Here is a 12007-nt window from a genome sequence, read left to right as displayed (position 1 = left end):
GCAGGGGGCCGGAACGACGCGCGTTGCATGGGCGACCGCGCGTCGGCGATTCAGAAATTCACCCGGATCCCGCCCACGACTGCCAGCTGCCGGTTCGAATTGCTGTTCGCGAGTACCGGAATCTGCGCGTTGTTCGCCGGCTGCCCGTTCGCGTCGGTGCCGAGGCCGGTGCCGCTCGCGAGCTGGCCGATCGCGACTGCATACAGCGCGGTCCGCTCCGACAGGCTGTAGTTCGCGCCGACGTTGAGCTGATGGAAGCGCGTCGTGCCGCGCGTGTCGGTATGCGCGGCATTGAAGAGGTACGCGATGCCGCCCTGCAGCGCCGGCGTGAACAGATACGTGACGTTCAGCTCGCCGATGTCGAACGTGAACGCATGCGGCCGCGGCTGCGCGGCCGTCGTCAGATACCGGCTGTCGTCGAGCCGCGTATGCGTATAGGTCAGCGCGATCGTCGCCGCGCCGAGCGTCAACGAACCGCCCGCGCCGAACGCGCGCATCGAACGGGCGTCCTGCAGCAGGCACAACATCGCGCCCGGGTTGCTGCATGCGAAATCGCCGATATAGCCGTTCGCGCCGCCGAGCGCCGCATCGAGCGGCTGCCGCAGGTTCAGATAGCCGACCGACAGCGCGACGGGCGCGCGGCTGTACGTCGCGGCGAGCGCATAGCCGCGCTTCGCGGCGAAATCGCCGGCCTGCCCGCCGAAGCTGAACGTACCGCCGAACGTCAGCCCGCGAAAATCGGCGCTCGTGAACTTCACCGCGTTGTTGAAGTTGAAGGCGGCGTTCAGGTTGTCGACGTCGCCGAGATGCGACCCGTACGGCGTCGCCCAGTTGTTGCTCGACACGTACGCGCCGAGCATGTCGGTATACGAGTCGTACTGGCGGCCGAGCCCGAGCGTGCCGATCCCGTCCTGCCGCAGCCCGGCCCATGCCTGGCGGCTGAAGGCGGTGCCGCCCTGCAGCGCCTGCCCGTTCGCGGACAGGAACTGCTGTTCGAGCGTGAATACCGCGTCGAGGCCGCCGCCGAGCGGCTCGGCGCCCTGCAACCCGAAGCGCGACGGCACGAGATTGCCGCCGCCCATCTGCCACGCATGACCGCCGCCCGTGCTGCCGTCGGCGCGCGTGAACTGCTGGTTCGTCGAATAGAGAATGCCGGTATCCACGGTGCCGTACAGCGTCACGCTGCCCGAGGTCTGCGCGTGCGCATGCGCGCAGCCGAGCGCGGCAACGGCCGCGGCGAGTCGTCCGATCTTCATGTCCCGTCCCTCTGATGGCGTCGATCCGGACTCCGGATCGATTGCGTTGTCGATGTGACGGGACTCTATCCAGCGAAAATTCGCGACCTCTATCGCAAATCGGCAAACCGTCGCGTGCGCGACGGACGACGCGCGGCGCGCATCATTCGGGGCGCTGCGTCTGCGACGGCAGCTCGCCGAACAGGTCGCGATATTCGCGCGCGAAATAGCCGAGATGCGTAAAGCCCCAGCTCGCGGCCGCTTCGCCGACGCCGAGTTGCTGCGCCGACGTCGTGCGCAGCAGGCGTCGCACCGCATTCAGCCGGATCGTGCGCAGATACGCGACCGGCGTGACGTCGGCGACGCGCTGGAAGCTCGTCTGCAGCGTCCGACGGCTGCAGCGCAGCGCGCGGCACAGCTCGAGCACGGTCACGGGTTCTTCGGGCCGATCGCGCAGATACTTCTCGCAGCGGCTGACGATGTCGCTGTAGGTCGCGTGCGTGATGTCGCGCCGCTCGACGCCGATGCCCTGGTCGAGCGCGTCGAGAAACACGCCGAGCATCGCGTCGCGGAACATCTTGCGCGTGGCCGCGTATTCGAGGCAGCCGGGGTTGCGCTGCGCCTCGTCGATCAGCGACGACAGCCGCGCACCGAGCGCGACGCCCTGTTCGTCGGACAGGCGCGTCACGTGCCGCAGCCTGCGGGCGCCGGTGGCGGTTGCGCAAGAGCGGGCACCGCGGGGGCCGGCCGCACCTACGCCGGCAGCGCCTACGCCGGCCGCGCCTACGCCGGCCGCGCCAAATTCCACCTCGCACAGCTCGTCGATCATGTCCGACGCCGCGCTGATGCCGACGAGCCCCATGCCCTCCGGCGTATGGAATTCGAAATCCTCGCCCGCGCGCAGCGCGAGCAGCGCATAGCCGTCGACCGGCTGGCGCTGGAACGTGCCGGCGAGCGGCACCGACAGCGGCACCGCGAGCGACGTGCGGCCGGCCGGCGCGAGGCCCGTCTGCGCGACCCGCCGGTTCGTCGTTTCGCGAAAGAAGTGGAAATCGTCGTACAGCACCTGCGTGACGGTGCCGCGGAACCGGCCCGGCGTCATCTGGCGGTAGACCTGGTGCCAGCCCGCGATCGCGAGCCCGTGGTCGTGCACGTCTTCGTGCGAACGTGACTGGAACAACATCGGCGCCTCCGGTAAAACCCTGATCCCTGCTCGCGGCCGCCGGACTGCGGGCGGCGCGCCACGCCACAGCTTACCCGTGCAAAATCCCGTGCAGCGCACCTTCGAACGCGGCGCATGCAGCGTGCAGCGCGGCCGCCTGCTCGTCGATCAGGCGCACATAGCGGCGAAACGACGGCATCCGGTTCACGACCTCGCTGCCGCCGAACGGCACGATCGCGAGCGTCCAGCGCCCGTCGTGCGCGTCGATCGTGCACGTGCTCAGATGCAGCCGGCGCAGCGCGCCGGCGAGCGCTGCATCGGCGGCCAGCGCGGCGAGCGCGCGGCAGAAGCGCGGATCGCTGCCCGACGCCGCGACGATACGGATGCCGGTGCGGCGCACCCAGCCCGTCTGCTGCACCTGCGCGCGACCGCACGCGGCCGGTCCGCATGCGGCCGTCGCGATCGTCACGCTCACCGTATGCATCAGGAACTGGCGCTCGATTCTTTCGGTCAGCGTCACGCACACACCGTTCGGCAGCCGCGCGGCGCCCGGTTCGTCGCGCGCGTCGTGCACGGCCTGCAGATCCGCGCGCACGCGCGCGGCCACCGCGCCAGGCCGATGGCCGGCCGGCAGCGCGTCGTGTCCCGCGCGGCGCCGGGCGAATACGGCGTTCATTGCGCGACGTGTTCGTTGCGCAGCACGTCCTCGACCGGAACGGGCCGGAACGGATGCCGGCGCTGCACGACGACGGTCCAGAACAGCGCATACAGCGCCGTCAACCCGAGCATTGCGCCGAACGGCACGTAGACGTCGCGCGCGTTCATCCCCGGCGGTGTGATGTACCAGATCGCGAGCACGATGCCGACGCTCGACACGATCTGCGGCAGCGGAAACCACGGCGAACGGTACGGACGCGGCAAGTCCGGGCGCCGGATGCGCAGCATCACGACCGACGCCGTCACGAGCAGATAGGCGGTGCCCCATGCGCAGGTCGCGGCGAGCACGAGATGCAGGATGCTGTCGAGGTTGCCGTTGATGAGCCATGCATGAACGATCGGCACCGCGGCGGCGGCCACGATTCCGACCACGGGCGTCCTGAAGCGCGGATGCAGATACGCGAAGCAGCGCGGCAGCGCACCGTCGATCGCCATGCCGTACAGAATCCGCGGCAGGCCGGCCATCAGCGTATTGATCGTCGCCGCGCCCGCGCAGAGAAACGCGATACCGAACCAGATGCGGCCGAACGGGCCGAGCACCTGCAGCGCGAACGCGGGAATCGCGCCCGGCGTGTCGAGCAGATGCGTGAGGCCGTCCGCGCTAACCGGCACGTTCGGCACCTGACGGCGGATCGCCGCGCCGTACAGGAACATGCAGAGCGCGACGCCGACGAGCCCGAGCGCCATCGCGCGCGGAATCGTGCGGCCCGGCGCCTTCATCTCCGGCGCGAGCGGCGTGACGAACTCGCAGCCGACGAACATGAACATCGCCATCCCGACCAGCGACAGCACGGCCGGCACCGACGTGCCGACGGTCGAGCCGCCGAACCAGCCGTCTAGATGCACGGCCGGCGCCGCCGCGAGCCCGAGAATCCCGAAGATCATCAACGACAGCCACATGCCGGCCGTCAGCACGATCTCGAGCTTGCTGAACACCTTGATGCCGATGATGTTCGTGATCGCGAACGTGATCACGAGGCCGACGCCGACGAGCCACGAGCTGTTGTGCTTCTCGAGCGCGGCATTCAGCGATTCGAAATTGACGAGCGCCATGATGCCGCTGAGGATCGTCTCCGCAGTGCCCGCGAACACGTGTACGAGGAAATACGCGGAAATCGTGCCGGTGATCGCGCAGAAGCGGCCGAGCCCGCACGACAGGTAATCGTAAACCGAGCCGGCCGTCGGCAGCATCGCGGCAGCCTCCGAAAACGTGGTCGCCTGCGCCTGCATCATCACGAACGCGATGATCATCGCGACCGCGAATGCCCAGCCGCCCATCCCGAAACCCGAGGTCGCGGTGAGGATCACCGGGCTCGCCATGATGAGCCCGACCGCACTTGCCAGCGCGGTCGGAAATCCGACCGCCCCCGCCTTCAGCGCGGCGCCGCCGGTTTGCGCCGCTGCGCCCGTCGACGCGCCGGCCGCCGCGTCCGTCATGCCAGACCATCCCGACATCTTCGTCTCCTTCGTTCATTGAGCGGCCGCCGCGCTTGGAGGCGCGCGGCGTGCCGTCGATCCGACCTTCATCCGATGTCGAAAAAATACGCAGGCAAAAATGCGGCGGGATAGCGCAAATCGGCAAACCGGTGGGCGGGCACGGGCCGCGGCGCCTGCGCAATCCGCGACGCCCGTGCCGGCGCCGTCATGCGACCGGTACGGCCTCGAAGCCCGCGGCGAGCGCGTCGACGATCCGGTCGAGTTCGGGCCGCTCGATCACGAGCGGCGGCGACAGGATGATCTTCGTGCCGACCGGCCGCACCAGCACGCCGTGCTCGCGCGCGACTTCGGCCACCGCGTTCGCATAGCCCGACAGCGGGTCGATCGGCTCGCGCGTCGTCTTGTCCGCAACCAGATCGAGCGCGAGCATCAGCCCCTTGCCGCGCACCTCGCCGACCGCCGCGAAGCGCTGCACGAACGGCTGCAGCGCTTCGAGCAGATAGGCGCCCTGTTTCGCGGCGTTCGCCGGCAGGTCTTCGTTCACGACGATGTCGAGGCTCGCGAGCGCTGCCGCGCAGGCCACCGGATGGCCCGCGTACGTGTAGCCGTGCATGATCGCGCCGCCGAAGTCGGCGTTCTGCGCGAACGCGTCCTCGATCCGCGCGTTCACGGCCGTCGCGCCGAGCGGCACGTAGCCTGACGAAATGCCCTTCGCGAGACACATGATGTCCGGACGCACGCCCCAGCCGCGGCTGCCGAACAGGCTGCCGCTGCGGCCGAAGCCCGTGACGACTTCGTCGGCGATCAGCAGCACGCCGTAACGGTCGCAGACCTCGCGCACGAGCGGCCAGTAGTTCGCCGGCGGCACGATCACACCGCCCGCGCCCTGGATCGGTTCCGCGATGAACGCGGCGACCGTATCGGGGCTCTGGAACTGGATCTCGCGTTCCAGCAACGCCGCGCAGATGCGGCCGAGTTCTTCCGGATCCTGCGTGAACGGGTTGCGGTACAGCCACGGCGTCTCGACGTGGAAGCACCCCGGCAGATTCGGCTCGTAGTTGCGGCGAAACACCGTATTGCCGTTCACCGACGCGCCGCCGAAGTGCGTGCCGTGATACCCCTGCTTCAGCGAAATGAACTTCGTGCGATCGGCCTGGCCGCGCACCTTCCAGTACTGGCGCGCGATCTTCAGGGCGGTCTCGACCGAGTCGGAGCCGCCCGAGCTGTACAGCACGCGGCGCATGCCTTCGGGCTCGAGCAGGTCGATCAGCCGCTTCGACAGCTCCTCCGCGCGCGGATGCGTGATCCCGTCAAAGAGCTGGAAGTATTCGAGCTCGTCGAGCTGGCGCACGATCGCGTCCTTCACTTCGCGGCGGTTGTGCCCGACGTTCACGTTCCACAGGCCCGCGACGCCGTCGACGAGCGCTTTGCCGTGCTCGTCGAACACATAGCAGCCGTCGCCGCGTACGATGCGGATCGGCTTGCGCCGCTTCATTTCGTTCGGATGCAGCATCGGGTGCCAGAATTTCGCTTCGTTGTAGCTCATTGCAGTCTCCAGTTCGGATGGTTGGGTGCCGGCATCGCGCGATCAGTGCGCGATGCACACGGATTTGGTTTCGGTGAAGCCTTCGATCGCGTACTGGCCGAATTCGCGGCCGATGCCCGATTGCTTGTAGCCGCCGAACGGCATCGACGGATCGAGCGGGATATGGCAATTCACCCAGACGGTGCCGGCCTCGATCTGCGGCACGAGATTCATCACGCGCGTCAGATCGTTGCTCCAGATGCTCGCCGCGAGCCCGTACGGCGACGCGTTCGCGAGCCGCACCGCGTCGGCTGCATCGTCGAACGGCAGCACGACGATCACCGGGCCGAAGACCTCGTCGCGCACGATCGCGCTGTCCGCACGCGGATCGGCGATCACGGCCGGCCTCACGTAATAGCCCGGCAGTTCGTCGACGCGCGTGCCGCCCGCGAGGAACGTGACGCCGTCGCGGCGCGCCTGCTCGATGTGCCGGACGACCTTGTCGCGGTGCTGCGCCGACACGAGCGGGTTGATCTGCGCAGTCGTGTCGAGCCCCGCCCCGAGCGTCATTGCGCGCGCGTGCTCCGCGAGTCCGTTGGCGAGCTGCGCGAATTTGCTGCGATGCACGTAGATGCGCGACGCGGCCGCGCAGACCTGCCCCTGGTTGAAGAACGCGCCGGCCGCGACGCCGTCGAGCGCCTGTCCGACGTCGACGTCGTCGAGCATCACGATCGGATTCTTGCCGCCCAGTTCGAGCGAGAAGCGCGTCATGTTCTGCACGGCCGCCGCGCCGACCAGCTTGCCGGTCTCGGTCGAGCCGGTGAAGGAAATCTTCGCGATCGACGGATGGCGCGCGAGCGCGGCGCCGCACGTGCGGCCGCCGGTGACGACGTTGAACACGCCGGGCGGCACGCCGGCCTCGAGCGCGAGTTCGGCAAGGCGCAGCGCGGTGAGCGGCGTCTCGGGCGACGGCTTCAGCACGACCGTGCAGCCGGCCGCGAGCGCGGGAATCAGCTTCCATGTCGCGATCATCAGCGGGAAATTCCACGGCACGATCGCGGCGACCACGCCGACCGGCTCCTTGCGCGTGTACGCCGTATAGCGCGCGCCGGGCGGAAACGGAATCGACACGTCGAGCGTCTGCCCCGTGATCTTGGTCGCCCAGCCGGCCATGTAGCGCACGTATTCGACGCTCGCGCCGACCTCGACCGCGCGCGACACGTGGATCGACTTGCCCTGGTTCAGCGTTTCGAGCTGCGCGAGCGTTTCGGCATCGCGTTCGATGAGGTCGGCGAGCTTCAGCAGGATCCGCTCGCGATCGGCCGGGCGCAGCCCGCGCCATACGCGCGCATCGAACGCGCGCTTCGCGCTCGCGACCGCACGGTCGACGTCGTGCTCGTCGGCATCGGCGACGGTCGCGAGCCGCTCGCCGGTGGCCGGGTCGTACACGTCGAGCCGCGCGGCCGCATGCGCGCGCTGCATTGCGCCGTCGATGAAGAGGCCGAAGTCGCGCGCGACGAAAGTGCGCACGGTGTCGGTGACGGCGACGAAATTCGTGGTGCTCATGGGCGTCTCGAAGAATGTCGTGGCGGGAACCGCGTGCACCGCGGCACGCGGGTGTCGCACCACTGTATCGAGCGCGTCGGACGGCAGTTAGCGCAAATTGGCAGCGCGTGGAAGGAAGGAAAGCGAACCTGCACGGCGCGCGGCACGGCCGGCGGAAAGGTGCGCCGATGTGCGTCGCGAGGTGCCGACGCACATCGGCGAAAGGCGGCGCGCGGCCCTTACAGAAACAGCGCGCCGACGAGTTCGGTGCGGTTCGACACGCCGAGCTTGCGATACATGCGCATCAGGTGGGTCTTGATCGTCGGCTGGCCGAGCGCGAGATCGCGCGCGATCTCCTTGTTCGAGCGACCATCGCGCACGAGCCGCGCGATCTGCTCCTCGCGATAGGTCAGGCGCGCGTCGCACTCGATCCGGTGAATCCCGCGCCGCGTCCGCAGCAACGGGCTCAGCGCCGCTTCGGCGAGCGGCTGCAGGCGCGCGAGCGCATCGATTTCGCCGGGCGCGAAGCGCGCGCTTGCGCCGTCGCCGCCTCGCGCCGCCCCACGCGTTTCGAAGCGCAGCAGCGAGAACGCGCCGACTGTTCGGCCGTCGTCGCGCAGCCATATTTCGACGACGTCGGCGACGCCGTGCCGCCGCAGAAAGCGCGTCCAGTACGCGGACGCGTCGCGGCATTCGTCGGGCAACTGCGATGCGAGCGTGACGACCGTGCGCGCGTCGGCCGCGCAGCGCGACGGATGCAGCGGATCGAGCATCCGGTAGCGCGCGACATAGGTGCGGTGCATCGACTCCGGCATCCCGAACAGCTCGAAATCGGCCGGTTCGCCGCTCGCGTCGAGCCGGTAGAAGACGGTCGCCGACGGGCTCGCGAACGCGTCGAAGGCGTCGACGCACGCGCGCAGCGCGCGCTGCCAGTCGACGACGTCCGCGTCGGCGGAAGGATAGGGAAGCGGCATGGTCGGGCCCGGCGCGGCCGGCGAACGTGACGGAATCCGATCGAGCCTAATGGCGGCGTCGCGCGGCGGTGAGCCCAAATCGGCAATTCGGCTGCGTGCCGCGTGCCGGCCCGCTTCCCGTCGCCCACCACTAGTCACTAGTCAGTAGCCAACGGCCACCCGCCGCCCGGTTGCCCGTTGCCCGTTGCCCGTTGCCCGTTGCCCGCCGCACGGCGGGCGGCGGCGTGGCGGGCGGCAAGGCCGTACGTCTCAGTCCGTCAGTGCGCGTTCGCGGCGAACGTGTCGCAGGCGCTCAGCTCGCCCGACTCCATCCCGCGCCGCAACCAGTACATGCGCTGCTCGCTCGTGCCGTGCGTGAAGCTTTCCGGCACCACATAACCCTGCCCCTGCTGCTGGAGCCGATCGTCGCCGATCGCGGCCGCCGTCTTCAGCCCCTGCTCGAAGTCGCCGGGCTCGATCAGCCGCTGGTTTGCGCGCTGCGCGTTGTTCGCCCAGACGCCCGCGAAACAGTCGGCCTGCAGCTCCATGCGCACCGACAGCGCATTCGAGCGCGCCTCGCTCGCGCGCCGGCGCGCGGCGTCGACCTTCTCGGAAATGCCGAGCAGGTTCTGCACGTGATGGCCGACCTCGTGCGCGATCACGTACGCCTGCGCGAAATCGCCGCCGGCGCCGAACCGCTTGCGCAGTTCGTCGTAGAAGCCGAGATCGATATAGACCTTTTGGTCGCCCGGGCAATAGAACGGCCCCATTGCGGTCTGACCGGTCCCGCATGCGGTCGGTGTCGTATTCGTGAACATCACGAGCTTCGGCGGCGCGTACTGCGCGTGCAGCTGCGTCGAGAAGATCGTCGTCCAGGTCCGCTCGATGTTGCCCAGCACCTTGCGCGTGAAGACGGCGCCGGGGTCGGTGGCCGGCGCACCCTGGCGCTGCGCCGGCGCCTGCTGCGTCTGCTGACCCTGCAGCATCGACGCGCCCTCGAGCACGACGCGCGGGTCGATCCCGAAGAAATACGACGCGGCCAGCGCGACCACGATCGTGCCGATGCCGATCGTCGCGCCACGTCCTCCACCGAAGCCGCCCGCACCACGGCGATCCTCGACGTTCATGCTCTCTCTTTCGTCGTCCAGCCTCATTGCCGGCCCCTCCCGTTCTTGTCGATCCGGCCGTCGCACCGATGCGCGGCCCGTCCGCGCTATTTTGCCGGGCTTTCGTCGACTGTCTCAAAAAATTCGAGGATAGAGCGATTCGGCCGCGGACAACGTCAGCCTTTGCAAAACGCACGGCGCCCGCGCCGGCCGGCCGCCCCGCGCGCGTTCATCCTTTCGGCCGATACCGGTGCGCGCGCGCCGCGCCTACAGTGCGCGGACACGACCCTTTTCCGGAGAACGACATGCGCGCTGCACGCCCCCGTACGATCGTCATTACCGGCGCCGGCACCGGCATCGGCGCCGCCTGCGCACGCCGTTTCGCGCGCGGCGGCGACCGCGTCGTGCTGATCGGCCGGCGGCCGGCGCCGCTCGAGGCGCTGGCCGCCGAAACGGGCGGCCTCGCGCTCGCGGGCGACGCGGCCGGCACGGCCGACTGGGCACGCTTCGTGCCCGCGATCGCCGCGCGCTTCGGCCGCATCGACGCGTTGATCGCGTGCGCGGGCGGGCACGGCCTCGGCCGCGCGGACGAAACCGGCGACGCGCAGTGGCGCGACGCGATGCATGCGAACCTCGACACCGCATTCGTCAGTGCACGCGCATGCCTGCCGGACCTGATCGCGCAACGCGGCAGCATCGTGCTGGTGGCGTCGATCGCGGCGCTCGCGGCCGGCCCCGGCGTATGCGGCTATACGGTCGGCAAGCATGCGCTGCTCGGCCTCGCGCGCTCGCTCGCGCGCGACTACGGGCCGCACGGCGTGCGCGCGAACGCGGTATGCCCGGGCTGGGTCCGCACGCCGATGGCCGACGCGGAAATGCAGCCGCTGATGGACGCGCACGGCGACACACTCGAGCGCGCTTACGCGCGCGTAAGCGCCGACGTGCCGTTGCGGCGCGCGGCGGATCCCGACGAGATCGCGGCGGTCTGTGCATTTCTGGCGTCGCCGGACGCGTCGTTCGTGACGGGCGCGACGCTGGTCGCGGACGGCGGCGCGAGCGTCGTCGACGTGCCGACGCTCGCGTTCGACGCGCGGTGACGCGACGCGCGCCGTGCACGGCACGAAGGGCGCCGCACGGGCGGCGCACGGGCGGCCCACGCGTGCTGCACGCGGCGCAAATCGATTAACATCGGCCGGATTCCGCCGCCTCCGCGCGGCCCCGCTCCCCGTCCGGCACTCGATGAACATCCGGTTTCTTGAAACCTTCGTCTGGCTCGCGAAGCTCGAAAATTTCCGCCTGACCGCCGAAAAGCTGCATACCACGCAGGCGGCCGTGTCGAGCCGCATCGCGTCGCTCGAAGAAGCGTTCGACGTGCGCCTGTTCGACCGCAACACGCGCTCGGCCACGCTCACGCCTGCGGGCCGCCGCATGCTGGCGTACGCCGAGCGGATCGTGCGGCTCGACCACGAGATGCGGCGCGAGATCCCGTCCGCGAGCGACGTGGGCCCGATCCGCATCGGCGTGATCGAGTCGATCGTGCACAGCTGGTTCCCGGCGCTGATCGCGCGGGCGCGCGAGCACTATCCGCGGCTCGACGTCGAAATCACGAGCGACACGACGCTGCACCTGACGCGGCTGCTCAGCACCGACGGCGTCGACCTGATCCTGCAGACGGACACGGTGCCCGGCCCCGACTTCACGAACCTGCCGCTCTGCGAGTTTCCGGTGCGCTGGGTCGCGAGCCCGCGCCTCGGGCTTGGCGGCGAACGGCTCGACGTCGCGCAGCTCGCCGAATTTCCGGTGATCAGCTTCTCGCGCCATTCGGGGCCGCACGCGACGATCGAGCGGCTGTTCGCGGCCGTCGAACGACCGGCGAGCATCAACTGCATCACGTCGGTCGCCGCGATGATCCGGCTCGTCGCGGACGGCTTCGGCGTCGCCGCGTTGCCGCCCGCGATCATCGGACGCGAACTGCAGGAAGGCGCGCTCGAACTGCTCGACGTCGAACCGGCGTTTCCGACGCTGCCGCTCGTCGCGACGTATCGGACGCAAGGGCTGCCGCTCGCCGCGCGCATCGCCGAACTCGCGAGCGAGGTCGCGCGCGCGACGCCGTCGATGCCGATCGATACGACCGCCGGCACGTCGATGCGACGCGGCGCTGCAGGTCGCGCGCAGGCGCCCGACGTGCGCGCGAAAACCGGGAAAGACGCCAAGGCGGCCAAAGGCGCCAAAGCGGTAAAGGATGCTGGCCGCGCCCAACGCGCGGCCGAACCGTCGACGATCGGCGCGCCGGCCGCCGCGAAACGCCGGCCGCGCCGCTCATAAGA

The 12007-nt window shown here is 69.6% G+C and carries 10 protein-coding genes; 2 read left to right on the top strand and 8 right to left on the bottom strand.

Annotation, left to right across the window (positions count from 1 at the left end):
• Positions 1–50 precede the first annotated feature (50 nt).
• The 8 genes from BCR55_RS24540 to BCR55_RS24505 all read right to left on the bottom strand — a co-directional run bounded on the left by BCR55_RS24540 (position 51) and on the right by BCR55_RS24505 (position 9728).
• Entirely contained in the window at positions 51–1256 is a 1206-nt protein-coding gene (locus BCR55_RS24540; protein WP_059939002.1) for a porin, read from the bottom strand.
• A 142-nt stretch (positions 1257–1398) separates the two neighbouring features.
• A complete protein-coding gene (locus BCR55_RS24535; RefSeq protein WP_065496276.1) occupies positions 1399–2418 on the bottom strand; it encodes a helix-turn-helix domain-containing protein in 1020 nt (339 codons plus the stop codon).
• Between the two features lie 70 nt (positions 2419–2488).
• Complete coding sequence (locus BCR55_RS24530; RefSeq protein WP_045593414.1) at positions 2489–3073, bottom strand: DUF3156 family protein; 585 nt, start codon at positions 3071–3073, stop codon at positions 2489–2491.
• Positions 3070–4569, bottom strand: coding sequence for an APC family permease (locus BCR55_RS24525; RefSeq protein WP_059938996.1), 1500 nt, complete (start codon positions 4567–4569; stop codon positions 3070–3072). The genes BCR55_RS24530 and BCR55_RS24525 overlap by 4 nt, the downstream gene beginning before the upstream one ends.
• Positions 4570–4756: 187 nt before the next feature.
• Entirely contained in the window at positions 4757–6097 is a 1341-nt protein-coding gene (locus BCR55_RS24520; protein WP_059938994.1) for an aspartate aminotransferase family protein, read from the bottom strand.
• 42 nt (positions 6098–6139) lie between these two features.
• Positions 6140–7642 (bottom strand): aldehyde dehydrogenase, encoded by a 1503-nt coding sequence (locus BCR55_RS24515; RefSeq protein ID WP_059938991.1) that lies wholly within the window; start codon positions 7640–7642, stop codon positions 6140–6142.
• 218 nt (positions 7643–7860) lie between these two features.
• Positions 7861–8595, bottom strand: a complete 735-nt coding sequence (locus BCR55_RS24510) for a LuxR family transcriptional regulator (protein ID WP_059938988.1) — start codon at positions 8593–8595, stop codon at positions 7861–7863.
• A 257-nt stretch (positions 8596–8852) separates the two neighbouring features.
• Positions 8853–9728: a neutral zinc metallopeptidase gene (locus BCR55_RS24505; RefSeq protein WP_035947687.1), complete on the bottom strand. Its 876-nt coding sequence runs from the start codon at positions 9726–9728 to the stop codon at positions 8853–8855.
• A gap of 257 nt (positions 9729–9985) precedes the next feature.
• Between BCR55_RS24505 and BCR55_RS24500 the strand changes: the two genes are divergently transcribed.
• Together BCR55_RS24500 and BCR55_RS24495 are read left to right on the top strand one after the other, a co-directional pair.
• Complete coding sequence (locus BCR55_RS24500; protein WP_045593416.1) at positions 9986–10777, top strand: SDR family NAD(P)-dependent oxidoreductase; 792 nt, start codon at positions 9986–9988, stop codon at positions 10775–10777.
• 142 nt (positions 10778–10919) lie between these two features.
• On the top strand, positions 10920–12005 hold the full coding sequence (locus BCR55_RS24495) for a LysR family transcriptional regulator (RefSeq protein ID WP_065496270.1): 1086 nt from the start codon (positions 10920–10922) through the stop codon (positions 12003–12005).
• Positions 12006–12007: the final 2 nt, after the last annotated feature.

The organism is Burkholderia sp. CCA53, assembly GCF_001685525.1.
GTDB classification, from domain to species: Bacteria; Pseudomonadota; Gammaproteobacteria; order Burkholderiales; family Burkholderiaceae; genus Burkholderia; species Burkholderia multivorans.
Note: the sequence above shows the minus strand (reverse complement) of the source record. Positions and strands in the feature narration are given on the sequence as shown.

Coding starts and splice junctions, on each gene's coding strand:
- BCR55_RS24505 (WP_035947687.1), bottom strand. CDS start 9,728: ATGAGGCTGGACGACGAAAGAGAGAGCATGAACGTCGAGGATCGCCGT.
- BCR55_RS24525 (WP_059938996.1), bottom strand. CDS start 4,569: ATGTCGGGATGGTCTGGCATGACGGACGCGGCGGCCGGCGCGTCGACG.
- BCR55_RS24520 (WP_059938994.1), bottom strand. CDS start 6,097: ATGAGCTACAACGAAGCGAAATTCTGGCACCCGATGCTGCATCCGAAC.
- BCR55_RS24530 (WP_045593414.1), bottom strand. CDS start 3,073: ATGAACGCCGTATTCGCCCGGCGCCGCGCGGGACACGACGCGCTGCCG.
- BCR55_RS24540 (WP_059939002.1), bottom strand. CDS start 1,256: ATGAAGATCGGACGACTCGCCGCGGCCGTTGCCGCGCTCGGCTGCGCG.
- BCR55_RS24535 (WP_065496276.1), bottom strand. CDS start 2,418: ATGTTGTTCCAGTCACGTTCGCACGAAGACGTGCACGACCACGGGCTC.
- BCR55_RS24515 (WP_059938991.1), bottom strand. CDS start 7,642: ATGAGCACCACGAATTTCGTCGCCGTCACCGACACCGTGCGCACTTTC.
- BCR55_RS24510 (WP_059938988.1), bottom strand. CDS start 8,595: ATGCCGCTTCCCTATCCTTCCGCCGACGCGGACGTCGTCGACTGGCAG.
- BCR55_RS24495 (WP_065496270.1), top strand. CDS start 10,920: ATGAACATCCGGTTTCTTGAAACCTTCGTCTGGCTCGCGAAGCTCGAA.
- BCR55_RS24500 (WP_045593416.1), top strand. CDS start 9,986: ATGCGCGCTGCACGCCCCCGTACGATCGTCATTACCGGCGCCGGCACC.